This is a genomic window from Fulvivirga aurantia (genome assembly GCF_009711475.1).
Classification (GTDB): Bacteria; Bacteroidota; Bacteroidia; order Cytophagales; family Cyclobacteriaceae; genus Fulvivirga; species Fulvivirga aurantia.
Window position 1 is genome coordinate 1 of the sequence record NZ_SMMD01000910.1, and the last position, 15773, is coordinate 15773.

General features: G+C 39.8%; 12 protein-coding genes. 6 read left to right on the forward strand and 6 right to left on the reverse strand.

What is annotated here, in order from left to right; translation table 11 throughout:
* Window positions 1–119 precede the first annotated feature (119 nt).
* Window positions 120–1193, reverse strand: a complete 1074-nt coding sequence (gene fbaA, locus E1176_RS16260; protein ID WP_155211962.1) for a class II fructose-bisphosphate aldolase — start codon at window positions 1191–1193, stop codon at window positions 120–122.
* 194 nt (window positions 1194–1387) lie between these two features.
* Between fbaA and accD the strand changes: the two genes are divergently transcribed.
* Entirely contained in the window at window positions 1388–2227 is an 840-nt protein-coding gene (gene accD / locus E1176_RS16265) for an acetyl-CoA carboxylase, carboxyltransferase subunit beta (protein ID WP_155211964.1), read from the forward strand.
* Window positions 2228–2322: 95 nt separating this feature from the next.
* Entirely contained in the window at window positions 2323–4764 is a 2442-nt protein-coding gene (locus tag E1176_RS16270; protein ID WP_155211966.1) for an ABC transporter permease, read from the forward strand.
* On the opposite strand, the gene hemE is transcribed toward E1176_RS16270, so the two are convergent.
* The gene (hemE, locus tag E1176_RS16275) at window positions 4765–5799 is read right to left on the reverse strand and encodes a uroporphyrinogen decarboxylase (RefSeq protein WP_155211968.1); all 1035 of its coding nucleotides are present in this window, start codon (window positions 5797–5799) and stop codon (window positions 4765–4767) included.
* An 87-nt stretch (window positions 5800–5886) separates the two neighbouring features.
* On the opposite strand from hemE, the gene E1176_RS16280 reads away from it, so the two are divergent.
* Genes E1176_RS16280 through E1176_RS16290 form a run of 3 tightly spaced genes read left to right on the forward strand, consistent with a single transcriptional unit; the run spans window position 5887 to window position 10899 of the window.
* The gene (locus E1176_RS16280; protein WP_155211970.1) at window positions 5887–6771 is read left to right on the forward strand and encodes an SdiA-regulated domain-containing protein; all 885 of its coding nucleotides are present in this window, start codon (window positions 5887–5889) and stop codon (window positions 6769–6771) included.
* Window positions 6761–10435 carry a metallophosphoesterase gene (locus E1176_RS16285; RefSeq protein WP_155211972.1) on the forward strand — a complete coding sequence of 1225 codons (3675 nt, stop codon included), beginning with the start codon at window positions 6761–6763 and terminating at the stop codon, window positions 10433–10435. The genes E1176_RS16280 and E1176_RS16285 overlap by 11 nt, the downstream gene beginning before the upstream one ends.
* Before the next feature lie 47 nt (window positions 10436–10482).
* A complete protein-coding gene (locus E1176_RS16290; protein WP_155211974.1) occupies window positions 10483–10899 on the forward strand; it encodes a hypothetical protein in 417 nt (138 codons plus the stop codon).
* A gap of 41 nt (window positions 10900–10940) precedes the next feature.
* On the opposite strand, the gene E1176_RS16295 is transcribed toward E1176_RS16290, so the two are convergent.
* From E1176_RS16295 to E1176_RS16310, 4 genes are all read right to left on the reverse strand, one after another.
* Complete coding sequence (locus E1176_RS16295) at window positions 10941–11867, reverse strand: GyrI-like domain-containing protein (RefSeq protein ID WP_155211976.1); 927 nt, start codon at window positions 11865–11867, stop codon at window positions 10941–10943.
* Window positions 11868–12009: 142 nt separating this feature from the next.
* On the reverse strand, window positions 12010–12966 hold the full coding sequence (locus E1176_RS16300) for a helix-turn-helix transcriptional regulator (protein WP_155211978.1): 957 nt from the start codon (window positions 12964–12966) through the stop codon (window positions 12010–12012).
* On the reverse strand, window positions 12963–13394 hold the full coding sequence (locus tag E1176_RS16305) for an SRPBCC domain-containing protein (RefSeq protein ID WP_155211980.1): 432 nt from the start codon (window positions 13392–13394) through the stop codon (window positions 12963–12965). Before E1176_RS16305 ends, E1176_RS16300 begins: the two co-directional genes overlap by 4 nt.
* Window positions 13375–14568 carry a lipoprotein N-acyltransferase Lnb domain-containing protein gene (locus E1176_RS16310; protein ID WP_155211982.1) on the reverse strand — a complete coding sequence of 398 codons (1194 nt, stop codon included), beginning with the start codon at window positions 14566–14568 and terminating at the stop codon, window positions 13375–13377. The genes E1176_RS16305 and E1176_RS16310 overlap by 20 nt, the downstream gene beginning before the upstream one ends.
* A 161-nt stretch (window positions 14569–14729) precedes the next feature.
* Between E1176_RS16310 and E1176_RS16315 the strand changes: the two genes are divergently transcribed.
* Complete coding sequence (locus E1176_RS16315; protein ID WP_185152850.1) at window positions 14730–15749, forward strand: radical SAM/SPASM domain-containing protein; 1020 nt, start codon at window positions 14730–14732, stop codon at window positions 15747–15749.
* Window positions 15750–15773: the final 24 nt, after the last annotated feature.

Sequence of the window (15773 nt, forward strand, 5' to 3'; positions counted from 1 at the left end):
GTTTTTAGCAATAAAGTATTCGTGATCTAGGGCTGGTATTGATTCAGGTAGAATATAAAAAAGGCCATCTCAGAAACGTATTTCTTAAGATGACCTTAGTTAATTATTATTCTTAATAGTTATTTGAGAGTATCTATATTGTTTAGATCTTCAAATGCCATTTTTAGTCGAGCTCTAAACGAATCTTCTGCTTTTCTCAACCAAACACGAGGGTCGTAAAATTTCTTATTTGGCTTATCATCACCATCAGGGTTGCCAATTTGAGTTTGTAAGTAACCTTCATTATCGATGTAGTATTTTCTTACACCATCCCAGAATGCCCACTGTTGGTCAGTGTCGATATTCATTTTAATAACACCATAAGAAATACCCTCTCTAATTTCTGCAGTGGTTGATCCTGATCCCCCGTGGAAAACAAAATCAACAGGCATATCACCGGTGCCAAATTTTTCTTTAATATAGTCTTGAGAATTTTTAAGAATTACTGGTGTCAATTTCACATTGCCTGGCTTATAAACACCGTGAACGTTACCAAAGGCTGCTGCTACAGTAAACTTATCACTTACTTTATTCAGCTCTTCGTATGCGTAAGCTACCTCTTCAGGTTGTGTGTAAAGTTTTGAGCTATCGATATCTGTATTGTCTACACCATCTTCTTCACCTCCTGTAACGCCTAATTCTATCTCGAGCGTCATATCAATTTTGCTCATTCTTTCAAGATACCTTTTGCAGATATCAATGTTCTCCTCCAAAGGCTCTTCAGATAAGTCGATCATATGGGAGCTGTAAAGAGGCTTGCCGTGTACTTTATAAAACTCTTCGCCAGCGTCTAGCATACCATCAATCCATGGAAGAAGCTTTTTTGCCGCATGATCTGTATGTAAAATTACTCTGGCTCCATATAGCTCAGCCATATGGTGTATATGATGAGCACCAGAAACTGCACCAGCCACAGCAGCTTTTTGGTTGTCATTATTTAAACCTTTGCCGGCATAAAATACAGCTCCACCGTTAGAAAACTGAATAATTACAGGTGAGTTGAGCTCGCTGGCAGTTTCCATTACGGCATTTACTGAATTAGTACCTACCACGTTTACAGCTGGCATAGCAAACTGCTTTTCTTTAGCAAATTGGAAGAGTTTCTGAACTTCATCACCAGTGATTACACCTGGTTTAAATTCTGATCCTGACATATGTAGAATGAGTTTTTTGTGGAAAATTAATTTAAAAAATGGGCCAAAATGGCTCATTTAGACCATGTAAAGATAATGATTCATTTAAGCTGATCACATTCTTTACCCTAATTTTTGAAAGATGCCCCAGACTGTAGATATTTGCCAAAATAATGGGCACAAATGAATCGTATCCATTCTTAATTTAAGAAAGCATGAGCTGGTTTAAGAGAAAAGACAAAGGAATACAAACTCCCACTGAAGCAAAGCGTGAAGCACCTGATGGATTATGGTATAAGACCCCGGGTGGCAAGATAATTCACACGCGTGAATTGAAAAGTAACGCTTATGTAAGCCCTGAAGATGGTTACCATGTACGAATAGGGTCGAAGGAGTACTTTGAAATACTGTTTGATGATAATAAGTTTACTGAGCTAGACGCAAATATGGAGTCTGCTGACCCATTGAAATTTACAGATAGCAAGAAGTATCCTGATAGAATAAAAGCCACTCAGAAGAAATCTGACCTTAAAGATGCTGTAAGATCTGCTTACGGTAAAATGAACGGTATTGAAATTACTGTTGCCTGTATGGACTTTGGCTTTATTGGAGGCTCAATGGGCTCGGTTGTTGGTGAAAAAATAGCCAGAGCTATCGATCACTCTCTAAAGAACAACATACCTTTCTTGATGATCTCAAAGTCTGGTGGAGCCAGAATGATGGAAGCCGGCTTGTCGCTTATGCAAATGGCCAAAACTTCTGCAAAACTTGCGCTTTTAAGCGAAGCTAAAATTCCTTATATATCTTTACTCACCGATCCTACAACTGGTGGTGTTACAGCTTCTTATGCCATGCTTGGCGATTTTAATATTGCCGAACCAGGTGCACTTATTGGTTTTGCAGGGCCTCGTGTGATTAGAGAGACTATTGGTAAAGATTTGCCGAAAGGATTTCAGAGCGCAGAGTTTGTGCTTGATCACGGTTTCCTAGACTTTATCGTAGATAGAAGAAACCTCAAATCTAAACTTACTACCCTGTTACGCATGCTGGCGTAATTTTATTCTGTCTGGTAGAAAGAGCTTTTTATAGGTATTTTGTAACTATTGGTGATGACTTACAGTAAGTAAGGTATCACCATCACGTTACGATCATGCTCATCAACCTGATAAAAATTGCCTTTAGGAATCTACTAAAGAGCAAAATTTTCACACTTATAAACATTTTGGGTCTTTCTGTAGGTATCGCTAGTTGCCTAATGATACTTATACATGTAGAAGACGAGCTGTCTTATGATAATTTCCACCAGAAAGGAGATCAGATTCATAAGCTGGTGCTCGAGCGTTTATATCCTGATCATGTAACCAATTATGCTATTACACCTCACTCTTATGCAGATGTATTAGCCCGAGATTTGCCAGAGGTTAATCAAACTGTGCGTGTGTTTTCCGGTGGGATTAATAACGAGGTGCTGGTAAGATACATCGATGAAAAAGGGGAAGAAAATATTTTTGAAGAAGATGGTTTTATAGCGGCTGATTCAAATTTCTTTGATGTTTTTAGTTTTAAGCTATTAAAGGGAAATAAAAAAACCGCTTTATCAGGTGCTCAGGATATGGTGATTACTGAGCGAATGGCTACGAAATATTATGGTGCTCAGGATCCAATTGGTAAAGTACTCAATACCGACTTTGGGGAGTTTACCATTTCGGGTGTGGTTGAAAATGTACCGAAAAACTCTCACCTGGAGTTTGATTTTATCAGTGCTCTGAAGGGCATTCAATTTATTTTTCAAAACGAGAACTTTGTCGCCTTTTCCACGCATATCTACCTGGAGGTACAAAAAGGAGCTGATGTTTCTAGCCTGGAAGACAAATTACCACAACTAGTAGAAACTTACGCTGCACCACAAATAGAAAGTAACTTAAATACGACCTATGAAGCTTATGTGGCAGCCGGCAACGGATATAATTATTCTTTAATCCCTCTTAGCGATATTCATCTTTATCCGGTCGTGTACCAGGGAGAGTTTAAGTCGGGTGGTGATATTAATGACATCTACATTTTTATCTCTATAGCCTTTCTCATTTTACTTATCGCTTGTATCAATTTTATGAACCTGTCTACCGCACGGTCTACAGAGAGAGCCAAAGAAGTAGGTATTCGTAAAACGCTTGGCTCTCCAAAATCTCAGTTGATAGGCCAGTTTTTAGTAGAATCAATGGTTTTAACACTCATCGCTACGATAGTGGCTGTTGGGGCAGTCGTGTTTTTGCTTCCTTACTTTAATCAATTGGCTGAAAAAAGCCTGGTATTCAATTTCAACTCATGGTCGATCCTTTTTGTCTTAGGATCAGCTGTTTTAGTAGGTTTACTAGCAGGAAGTTATCCGGCATTTGTTTTGTCAGGTTTTAACCCGGTAAATGTTTTGAAGGGTAAGGTGCTTACAAACAGAGGCTCGGCCTGGTTGAGAAACGGCCTCGTTGTTTTTCAATTTGCAATATCTATCATTCTCATTACAGGTACACTTATCGTACAAAAGCAATTAGATTATATTAAAAACAAAGACCTGGGTTACGACCGTGACCGTGTGTTGGCCATCGAGCGCATTGGTGCGCTAGATGAGCAGCAGGAGACTTTCATAGAGGAATTAAGGGCTTTACCTGATGTGATTGAAGTAGGTGCTTCCAGTGGTTTACCGGTAAATCAATTTTTTGGGATCCAATTTTTGCCTCAGGGAGCAACCGAATCAATCACGGCAAATGGAATGTCGGTAGATGATCGCTACGCAGAGGCCATGGGGCTTGAGCTCGTTGAAGGGAGAACTTTTTCTAAAGATTATGATGACTCTTTGTCAATAGTAATTAATCAGGCAGCCGCTGAATTGCTTGATGTAGATAATCCGGTTGGCTTAAAGGTAAGGCATACCACGCCAGGTGATACGCCTGTATATCGTCTCTATGAGATAGTCGGTATTGTAAAGGATTTTCATTACATGACACTCAAAGATCAAATAAGTCCGTTTGTAATGGTTAGTAACGAAAGTGCCATTGGGTTTAATGGTGTGATTTCAGCAAAGCTAAGTAATGATAATTATGAAGAAGCAATTGCAGCTGTAGCTCAGGTTTGGAACAAGTTTGTACCGGAAGAGCCTATCAAATATAAATTTCTAAATGATGAGCTATATGATCAGTATAAGACAGAAGCCAATTCGGGAAGAATCTTCGCAGTATTTGCCATATTAGCCATAGTCATCGCATGTGTAGGCTTGTTTGGTTTAGCAGCTTATATGGCAGGTTTACGCACAAAAGAAATTGGCATAAGAAAGGTAATGGGATCTTCTGTGTTTAGTGTTGTATTGCTATTGTCTAAAGATTTTACAAAGCTTATTGCCATAGCGCTGATTTTAGCAATACCGCTTTCATGGTATTTCATGAATGAATGGTTAGCCAATTTTGCCTATAAAACTTCTATAGGCTTCGATACTTACTTGATATCTGGTTTAGTAGCATTAGCCATTGGTTGGCTAACAGTAAGTTACCAATCAATAAAGGCTGCTGTAGTAAATCCGGTAAAGTCTTTAAAAGATGAGTAATTATCTCATTTCTGCACTGTAGCTTTTTACAGTTTCTATGTAATGCTTTACTCTATTTGGGTCGATATCCGGATATACACCATGGCCAAGATTTGCAATATGCTTATATGGGCCAAATTCTTTAAGCATGGTTTTGGTAGCCTCTTCTATAGCCTTTTCTGAGCCGTAAAGTGCACAAGGGTCAAGGTTGCCTTGTAGTACTTTGTTTTCTCCCAAAATCTGCCTCGATTCCTTGATATCCATGCACCAATCCAAGCCGACAGTTTCGCAGTTTATTGATGAAAATGCTGGTCTGGCAAAATAGGCATCTTTAGCAAAAACCGTTTTTGGCACTTCTGTGATGGCATCACAAATCTTCTCAATATATTTCAGGCTGAATTCAGCATACTGTTCAGGACCTAGAATACCTGCCCAAGAATCGAAAATCTGTACCACATCAGCACCAGCTTCAACTTGACCTTTTAGGTAATTGATAGTGCTATCGGTTATCATATCTAGTAATCGGTGGGCCATTTCCGGCTCTTTGTATAACATGGCTCGTGCCTTGCTAAAAGTTTTTGATCCACCACCCTCTACCATGTAGGCAAAGATCGTCCAGGGGGCACCAGCGAAACCAATTAAAGGTACACGACCGTCAAGGGCCTTTTTCGTTTCTTTGATGGCGTCAATAGTATAGTGAATACCTTCGGCATCAGCCACCTTCAGCTTGTCAATATCTTTGTCTGACTTTACAGTTTCTGGGAAACTAGGGCCTTTTTTCTCAACCATCTCATAAGACAGTCCCATGGCTTCGGGTATCACCAATATATCAGAAAATATAATGGCCGCATCTACTCCAAGTATATCAACAGGTTGAATTGTAACCTCAGCAGCTCGCTCAGGAGTTTCTACCAATTCTTTAAAGCCACTTAGGCTATTTCTTACAGCTCTGTATTCTGGTAAAATTCTACCAGCTTGTCTCATCAACCATACCGGTGTGCGCTCTGTTTTTTCACCTTTGATAGTGCGTAGAAGTAGATCGTTTTTTAAACTCATGGCGCAAAGATAGGCTCCAGTTACAGTTTTTTTGAGTCAATCAAGTTTTTTTATCAACTTGAATTGATCTATTTTGTTACTCTTACAATGAAAGAACTTCTGACCATACTTGCGATCATCTTTATAGGCTCTTTGTCAACTAATTGTGAGAGTTTTATTTCTCAAAGTACCGATAGTGTATACATGGATTATGACCACGCCAAACTCGGGTACAAACTCTATAAACCCACTAAAAAGCATTTTTTAAATTATGATTTGGAAGAAATCTCAGGTTTATCATATTACAAAGATGGACTGCTGGCTGCAGTGGAAGACGAGGGTGGTGATTTATTTATTCTTGATGCTGCAACAGGTGAAATCAAAAGAGAAATTGATTTTGGCAATTCGGGAGACTATGAAGGTGTAGAAATTATTGATAATCATGCCTATATACTCGAAAGTGACGGTGATATATATGATTTTGAAATTACTGATGATGACAAAGTAGATGCAGTTAAGACGGAAACGATTCTGGAAAGAAAAAATGATGCTGAGGGACTGGGTTTCATCAAAGGAAATTTGGCTATTGCGCTAAAAGGAGATGAAGATACAGATGATAATAAAACAGATGGCAAGGCTATTTATGCTTATAATATCAGTAAAAAGGAGTTGGTAGAAAATGAGTTGTTTGATATCGAAGAAGACGATTTAAATGACTTTGTAAGTAAAAGAAAATACTTTAATAAGGTAAATGATTTTGATCCTTCGGCAATTGCCGTACACCCCATTACTGGCGATGTTTATGTGCTCTCGGCAGATAGAGTATTGGTAGTTTTAACGCCCGGTTTTGAGTTAAAAGAGGTTATCAGGTTAAGTTCTGTAACTTACAATCAGGCTGAAGGATTGTGTTTTTCTCCCAATGGAACGATGTATATCTCCAGTGAAGGGGATGGAGGAAAAGGAAAATTGATGACAATTAATTATGCGAACTAAAAATAGCATTATCAAACATCTTGTACTTCTTACCATATTTTCAGTTGCAATATCGTTTTCTTACGCACAAGAGCGTATTTACACACTCTACCTTGTAGGTGATGCGGGTAAAATTGTGCCTGGTCAGAAACGCGTGTATAAGACACTAAAAGACCAGATGAAAATCACAGGAGAAAAAAGTGGTGTCATCTTCCTGGGAGACAATATATATCCACAAGGTATGGCTTCAGAACGGTCTCCAAATCGTGAAGAAACAGAAAAGGTTGCTGATGAGCATATCGCTTTAGTAGATGGTTTTGCTGGTCATAAAATCTTTATCCCTGGTAATCATGATTGGGCTCAGGGAAGAAAAACCGGTTGGACAAACCTTTTAAATCAGGAGTTATACCTCGAAAATCACCTAGACAGCACCAATGTGTTTATGCCATCAGGTGGGTGCCCCGGGCCGGTTGAGGTCGAACTCAATGATGAAATAGTGCTGATCATTTTAGATACACAGTGGTTTCTTCACAACTGGAGTAAGCCTGACGAAGAGCAGGGAGGCTGCGAGTCGGCCAATGTGTTAGAGATATTTCAGCTTTTAGAAGGCATGATGCAGAAAAATGCCCACAAAAAGGTAGTGGTAGCTACTCACCACCCTATGTATACCTATGGATCTCACGGTGGGTTTTTCCCAACAATCACACACTTTAAGCCACCAATTCTTGGGTCTATACACCCGATTTACAGAAAGTTTATTGGCAGTCCACAAGATATAACACACCCTAAAAACAAAGCGGTAAGAGATGCATTGGTGGATATTTATGAAAAATTTCCTAATACCGTACATGTAGCAGGTCATGAGCATAGTATGCAATACTCCTATAAAGACAGCGTGCATTATGTAGTAAGTGGTTCTATTTCGAAAACTTCATTTGTTAGAAAAAAAGGCTACGCTGAGTATGCAGAATCTGCACATGGCTTCGGCCGGCTCGATTTCTACAGCAATGGGGATGTAAAAGTTTCTTTTCATAAACCACTTCCTGATGGTGAGGTGCCCGTTACTTTTGAAAAACTGCTTATGAACAAGCCTTTCGTTGAGCCGGAGCAGGCTAAGGAGTATGAAGCAGAGTACGATTTTAGTGATAGCACTGTAGTCACCCAGGCGAGCTATCAATATGAAGCTAAAGCTGCAGCAAAAAAGCTTTTCGGAGAAAACTACAGAGATGTCTGGAAGACTAAAATAGAGGTACCTATCTTTGATATTGGTAAAGAAAAAGGCGGTCTTAAAATAGTGCAGCGTGGTGGAGGCATGCAGACTAAATCCTTAAGATTAGAAGCGGCTGATGGTAGACAATATGTGCTGCGCAGTATTGAGAAATACCCTGAAAATGCCGTTCCGGAAATCCTCAGAAACACATTTGCAGTAGACCTTGTACAAGATCAGATTTCCGCTGCACATCCTTATGGAGCGTTAGTTGTGCCTTTTTTGGCAGATGCAGCAGGTATTTACCACACCAATCCTAAAATAGTGTACATCCCGGAAGATGTCCGTTTTGGTGAGCACAAAAAAGATTTTGCGGCTACCTTGGCCTTGTTTGAAGAGCGGCCTGCCAAAGATTGGTCTGATGCTGATTTTTTTGGCAACTCACCTGATATAGAAAACACCAACAAAGTCGTTGAGGAGCTTCAGGAGGATAACGATAATGAGGTCGATCAGCGCTTTACGTTAAAATCAAGATTGTTTGATCTAATCATTGGCGACTGGGACAGGCATGACGACCAGTGGCGCTGGGCCGAAACTGATAAAAAAGGCAAGGGTAAAATGTACCGACCGATACCACGAGATAGGGATCAGGCTTTCTTTGTAAATGAAGGTTTCTTTCCGGAGATATGGAGTCGAAAATGGGCCTTGCCTAAGTTCGAAGGGTTTGATTATGACGTTGATTGGACTTCAGGGTTTATGTTTAATGCTCGGTACTTTGATAGAACTTTCTTAACCAATCTATCTAAGGAACAGTGGGTAGAAGTTGCAAAAGAATTGCAGGAGAGCCTTACAGATGAGAAAATAGAAAAAGCCATTAATCAATGGCCGGAGCCGATCTATGAGCTTTCCGGAAAGGAAGTGACAGAAAAAATTAAGGCAAGACGAGATAAGTTGGTTGATTACGCCTTAGATCATTACCTGTTTTTAGCTAAGGAAGTAGATGTGTTGGGAAGCGATAAACATGAGCACTTTCAGGTCAATCGGTTAGATAATGGAGATGTGCATGTAATTGTGCACAAGATGAAAAAGGATGGAGAAATAAAGCATAAAATTTATGACCGCATCTTTAAATTCAAAGAGACCAAAGAAATCAGATTATATGGCCTTAGAGGAGAAGACAAGTTTGTAGTAGATGGTGAGTCAAAGAAAAGTATAAAAGTAAGGATAATTGGTGGGCCGGGTGAAGATGAGCTTGTCGATAAATCAAAGGTGATCGGGCCAGCTAAGAAAACCATCTTTTACGATTCAGAAATGGGAAATGTACTAGCACTTAATAAAGAAAGTAGAAACGAGCTGTCAGGTGACGAAGCTGTTAATTTTTATAATAGAAAAGCTTTTGAGTATGATGTGCTTACCCCTCTTATCACTGCAAACTTCAACCAGGATGATGGTATATTTTTGGGAGGAGGTTTTGTGCATACTTCCCATGGATTTAGAAAAGATCCTTTTAAACAGCGCCATAAACTGTTGGCAAGTTATGCTTTCAATACTGCTTCATTCAATTTTGAATACAACGGACTATATACAGACGCTTTAGGCAGCTGGGATCTCCAAACGGACGTAAGACTGCGTGCCCCGGATTTTGCCAATAACTTCTTTGGCCTTGGAAATGATACCGAGTTTGATAGAAATATTGATGAAACCGTAAATGTAAATCGGTCAATAGATTACTACCGTTTGAGGTTCGAAGAAATGGCAGTAAATGTTGGGTTATTTAAAAACCTTGGTCCTTTTGGGCGAGTTGGAGGTCAACTTAACTATTACAACTGGGAGCTGGAAGACTTAGGTGGGCGAGAGCGTTTTGTGGGCGAGTTTCTGCAGGATCAAAATCTTGATATAGAAGATCAGACCTTTAACTATGTGGGCGGTACAGCTCATTTGGAGGTCGACACGAGAAAAGATAAAAACGTGCCTACAGCGGGGATTTTTTGGGACAACGAGATTAATACCTTTTATGGTATAGATGGGGGGTCCGGTGATTTTCATCAGTTTGGTTCATCTCTGGCGTTATACATGAGTTTTGAAGTGCCGGCAAGAGTAACTTTTGCGACAAGGTTTGGTTATGCCGCCAATTTGGGTGATTACCCATTTTTTATGGGACAAACCTTGGGGGGTAAATATGAGATTAGAGGTTATAGAAAAACGAGGTTTTACGGAGACAGAAAATTCTATAACAATACAGAAGTACGTATTAAACTCACTAATCTGAAAACTTATTTATTCCCAGCCAGCCTCGGAGTATTGGCCTTTCACGATGTTGGTCGTGTATGGTTAGAAGAAGAAAACTCAGATACCTGGCACAATGGAATCGGTGGAGGCATATGGTTTACTCCGTTTAATATGGCGGCATTAAGTGCAGAGGTTGGTAGATCTTCAGAAGAGACACTATTTTATGTGAGACTAGGGTTTTTATTCTAGTACAACTAATTGCGTACTATAAGTGTCTTAAGTAAAAACATGAAATTATGAAATATCTAATAGTTGCGATTTTTATTATGACATTAGGCTGCGATAGTGAAGAAGAAGCTCAGGGTGATGCTATTACAGGTACCTGGAAGCTTTCGGAAGTTGTCAGCGGTTGGACTAATGAGGTAACACCAGCCGATAAGTTGGATTATGCAGAGTTTTATGATTTTAAAGCCAATGGCAAGGTGAAAAAATACCGATCTGACGGCAAAAGTGTTGAGGGTACTTATACTGTAGAAGAGAAATCGGATGGTACCTACATCGAAGTGGAATATACAGACGTCAACAATGAGCTGAAAGAGAGTTGTGGAGGCAATGAATTTTTGAGAATTGAAGAAAACCAACTTAAAGGAGGGAGCCTACCATGCGATGGGCCTGGACTCACCTATGTAAAAGCAGGTAAAGCCACAGACTAAAAAAATAAAGGCCATCTAGAGTTTCCAGATGGCCTTTATTGCTATATCACCGGGTACCTGAGAATAGTTTTAAGCTTTTCTACAGGTGTTTTCATTGGGTCAGAAATATAAATCTCATGATGGTGGCCATTTACCGATAGCCCCTTTCTTTCTGCTAAATCCATGATCTTCTTAATCGAAGGAGCTTCTTCAAGATAACAACCAATGTGCATGAGTTGAATAGTTTTGCCTTCGTTTAATGGTTTAAGGCTCACTTCATTTAGGTAAGGCGTCACCTTGTTTTTCAATGTATTTGCTATACACAGGTCCACAATATCCTCGGTAATAAATTCCGGCATAGGGATCATTATGTTCCAGTGCCAGTTTTCCATTGGCGTATCCTCAAATGTACCGGGGCCCTCAGCCCACCACTGCGCTTCCATAGGAGCCACCACAAAATCTTTGCTGACAGCTTTGTAGTGGCTTTTCAATGCGTAAGCCACAGCATAAATGGCTTCCATAGATTTGAGAAATCGCTCATCCTGAGGGGAAGACACACCACTGATCATAAGATAATTGTACTGATTTAACTCAACGATTTTTGGCTCTGACCCTGCCTGATAATAATTTGATGCAAGCTCACCTACCGATAGGCTTTCGGAATTATTAAACGTAGTATACTGCTCAAAATGGTCCATAAATTTTACTTCTTCAAAGGCGGCCATAAAAGGAGCAAGCTGCTTCATTTGCTCAACTTTTCTACTTGCGTCAACTGCCTGATCTAGCGTTTCCCATTTTACAAGGTCAATAAAAACCAACTCGTTAGATGTTGATTTAAAGGTGTTGTACTCCACCATACCGGTCAGCGATTTAATTTGCTGTCGTGCTTGCTCAAGTAAGTCATGGAAATTGTTTCTGAATTCAGATTTTACTTTGTAAACGACTAATTCGATTACGTAAGGCTCTTTACTAACTGCGATGTTTGTCATGATCAATTTGGGTTAAAATTGTTTTACTTGTTTACTTAATTCAAAGTAAATAGGCGGTAGTGACAACCCTATGTCAGCAGTGTTGAGAGAGTTTGAAATTTTTTTCTAAAGAGATGAAATACTATTTCTCAACAAATGATTTTCAATAAGAAAGGTGGTGCTCTTTGCCCTTTTCTATGAGTTTAATTACCTCTTCTTTAAGGCTTTTGGGAGAAATAACTTCGACCTGATCAACGAATTGTATAACCCAGTGTGCAAGTCCCATATTGCTGGAAGTCATAAACTTCATTTGCTCCCAACCGTCAACCTGCTCGCTTTCTACAAATCCCATAAAGTACTTCTGTTCGTTTACAAACCTGGCCATCCTTGGTTTGAACCGGATAATTGCTTCTTCGAGATCGTTGCGTTGCAGAATGGTTTCTAAATAAGAGGTGTAGTCTGAGTGAGCTTTTGCATCAAAGGTATCTTCTTTTGTTTTTAACTTCATTATACGGTCGACTCTGAAATCTCTCAGATCCTGGCGAAGCCTGCAAAAGCCGATAAGATGCCAATGATTGGTGTAAAAACAAAGGCTAAGTGGCTCTACATCACGATTTGTAAAAGAGTCTGCGTAGTTAGAATAATAATCAAAATTAATTACCCTATAGTCGGCCAACGCTTGCTGTAGCTCTGTAAGAAAGTTGTCAGGGAAGTCAGGTTTCACACTGTAAGGCACTTCTATTACCTCAATATTATTGTCTATACTTTCCAGATAAGCCTTTTCTTCGACCCTGAGAGCGGCCTTTATTTTAAACAGTGCATCGCTTAAGTGATGTCGAATTGAATTGTCAGTGTTTTTTTCTGCAAGCTTTGTGGCCATCAAAATGGCACCGGCTTCTTCTTTAGAAAATTTTACTGGAGGTAGATTGTACCCTTCCATGAGAAAATACCCAACACCAGCCTCAGCTCCGATCGGTACTCCAGCTTCCTCCAGGGCTCTTACATCACGGTAGACGGTTCTTAGACTTATGTCGAAGCGCTCTGCAATTTCGTGTGCTTTTACTACTTTCTTGCTTTGTAATTGTATGAGAATGGCCGATAGACGATCAATGCGATTCATGCCTCTGCTCTTACTTTGAGTTGTTTGTTCATGGCTTCAAACCCTGCGCGTGTCTTGGTATTTATTTGTTTCCAAAATAGTGGTACAAGCAAACCACTAAATTCTTCCCGATGTACAAACAAGGTTTCACTGTCATTAATGGCCTTAAGTTCGAAACGGTGATGACCGTCAAACAATCCGGTCATCCATAATTGACCCAGCCAGGCAAAAACTTCATTTGACTTATGCATAGTCACTTTCGGCTTAAATACCATCGGCTTACCATCTTCAGGCCTGATCGTTACCTTTAACCGACTGCGTAATTTAGGTTTGCCAAGCAGGCTCAATATGAAAGGGTTCCATTCCGGATACTTGTCGAAGTCCATTAAAATCTTCCAGACTTCTGCTTTCGGCTTATTGATTTTGATTTCAGTTTGTATTTCTCTCATTGTTTCTGACCTGATGGTATATAAATAATCCTCTAATGAGAACTATCAACGTGATCGGGATTAATGAGTTGTGTAGATTTTGTGGTAAAAAGGCCCATAACAGAATCGTGAGTGTAGAAAGGGCAGCCGTAAATAAATAGAAATAAGCTACCCAATTAGGAATATCTTTTTTGAGCAACCAAAAAATCAGCGGAAAGTGAAAAGGCAATGCCCACAATAAGTTAAAATTTGTGGCAGCCGCATTGTGGTCTGTAGCTACCCAAAGTAAGAACAGTAGCCAACCCAGTAATCCTATGACTGTGAAAAAGGATACGTCAATCCATTTTTTATGCTGGTTTTTTTTATAGCCACGGTAGGTAATAAATATCATCACTAAGGCAAGCAAGCTAAAGGCGTACAATGGAGTAAAAGCACTGGCAGTTGAAGCCTCAGGTTTGGCTTCATAGGCTACGATAGTTCGTTTAATTAAAGGCTGTTTGGTTCCGTTTTTGAGTATAGTGGCATTGTCAAAAGCCAACTCAATATAGTCTGGCAGGAACATATACATATAGGGAGTGGCTTTTTTATCCATTGGTAAGCCCAGGCACAGGTCGATGCCTAAGTCACCCCAGGGCTGCTCTTGTAAGTATATATCGGTAAGGTCTCTTATGGTGTAGTCGGTATCGATATATGAGCCATCAAACTCTACCTTATCTTTAAATGTCTGCTCTACTGCGTCTCGTACACGGGTGGCACAGTTGTCATAGAAGTAGTCGTAATAGTAATACATGTTTTCTGGCTGCGCGTTCCACTCCAAAAACTCGTATAACTTTTGATTTTCTTCCTGGTCGAAGTTTAATACCTGCTCGTGGATGTATCTATTTTGCGATACATAAAAATTTCTTACTCTGCGGTAGTCCATCACAGCTAAGCGATAGTTGAGGAATCCTCGTGCGAAATTTAGGTAGAAGTTAGGCTGGTCAAAATCAAAAACCCCATAGTTATAGAAGTCGTCAATTCGATTTACCGGATCTAACACCCGAATACCACTATGCCCAAAAGCGGAATACAATTCCGGTTGGTAAGGACCCACTGTAATGATATGAATGGTAGCTTCTGAGGAAAGTTGCTTATGTTGAGCGGGTAAATTTGTACAGGCCAGAATAAGGACTAGCGAAATGATGAGGTTTTTCATTGAATAGTAAAATCAATTTGATGCTGTGAATATAATTATTCATTTACAACCCAACGATCCATTTGGCCTTTTAATTACGTGGGGTGATGGATTGGCAATGTATTTATGAAACTGGTTTACCGAAATATAGCATTGTCAACTATCTCGATTATCTTTAAAATGTGAATGGCAACCTAACCGATGGATTAAATTATATCTCTAAGCTAACTGCCACCAGGGCGTGGAATGCCAGTAAGGTGGTCGCTAGTTATTTGTATGCCAAAATCACAAAGAAGCCGGTACACTGGGGCATGCCGGTGAGCGTATCGTTTGAGCCTACCACCTCATGCAACTTACGTTGTCCTGAGTGTCCTAGCGGTCTTCGTTCTTTTACCAGACCCACAGGAATGCTTGATGGGGATTTTTTTAAGCGAACTATCGATGAACTTAAAGACACGCTCACATATCTTCTATTCTATTTTCAAGGCGAACCTTATTTGCACCCACAGTTTTTGGAGCTTGTGTCATACGCATCAAAAAATAAAATATACACAGCCACCTCAACCAATGCGCACTATCTAAATGATGATAATGCTCGTAAAACGGTTGAATCAGGGCTAGATCGTCTGATTATTTCTATTGATGGGACTACACAAGAGACTTATGAGTCATATCGCATAGGTGGCAAGTTGGAAAAAGTATTGGAGGGTACTCAGAATATTGTAAAGTGGAAGAAAGCACTCAAGTCAAAAACGCCACATGTTATTTTTCAATTTTTGGTTGTTAAGCCTAATCAGCATCAAATAAATGAACTTAAAGCGCTTGCCAGGCAACTTGGTGTAGACGAAGTAGGCTTAAAAACGGCTCAGATTTATGATTTTGAAGACGGCTCTCCGTTAATACCCACGATAGACAAGTATAGCCGATACAAAAAAGTAAACGGCAAGTATTCGATCAAAAGTAAATTACTAAACCATTGCTGGAAGATGTGGCACTCTTGTGTGATTACATGGGATGGAAAAGTAGTGCCTTGTTGTTTTGATAAAGATGCACATTACCAACTGGGTCATTTGCAAAAGCAAAGTTTTCGAAGTGTTTGGAAAAGCGATGCATATAGCAACTTCAGACAGTCGCTATTGAAATCAAGAAATGAGATAGAAATGTGTAAAAACTGCACGGAAGGAACCGCAGTTTGGGCTTAGCTATGACTTAGCGTCAGCTTTTTT

Excerpts from the sequence above, each read along its gene's own strand:
- fbaA (WP_155211962.1), bottom strand. The coding sequence starts at position 1,193 with ATGTCAGGATCAGAATTTAAACCAGGTGTAATCACTGGTGATGAAGTT.
- accD (WP_155211964.1), top strand. The coding sequence starts at position 1,388 with ATGAGCTGGTTTAAGAGAAAAGACAAAGGAATACAAACTCCCACTGAA.
- E1176_RS16270 (WP_155211966.1), top strand. The coding sequence starts at position 2,323 with ATGCTCATCAACCTGATAAAAATTGCCTTTAGGAATCTACTAAAGAGC.
- hemE (WP_155211968.1), bottom strand. The coding sequence starts at position 5,799 with ATGAGTTTAAAAAACGATCTACTTCTACGCACTATCAAAGGTGAAAAA.
- E1176_RS16280 (WP_155211970.1), top strand. The coding sequence starts at position 5,887 with ATGAAAGAACTTCTGACCATACTTGCGATCATCTTTATAGGCTCTTTG.
- E1176_RS16285 (WP_155211972.1), top strand. The coding sequence starts at position 6,761 with ATGCGAACTAAAAATAGCATTATCAAACATCTTGTACTTCTTACCATA.
- E1176_RS16290 (WP_155211974.1), top strand. The coding sequence starts at position 10,483 with ATGAAATATCTAATAGTTGCGATTTTTATTATGACATTAGGCTGCGAT.
- E1176_RS16295 (WP_155211976.1), bottom strand. The coding sequence starts at position 11,867 with ATGACAAACATCGCAGTTAGTAAAGAGCCTTACGTAATCGAATTAGTC.
- E1176_RS16300 (WP_155211978.1), bottom strand. The coding sequence starts at position 12,966 with ATGAATCGCATTGATCGTCTATCGGCCATTCTCATACAATTACAAAGC.
- E1176_RS16305 (WP_155211980.1), bottom strand. The coding sequence starts at position 13,394 with ATGAGAGAAATACAAACTGAAATCAAAATCAATAAGCCGAAAGCAGAA.
- E1176_RS16310 (WP_155211982.1), bottom strand. The coding sequence starts at position 14,568 with ATGAAAAACCTCATCATTTCGCTAGTCCTTATTCTGGCCTGTACAAAT.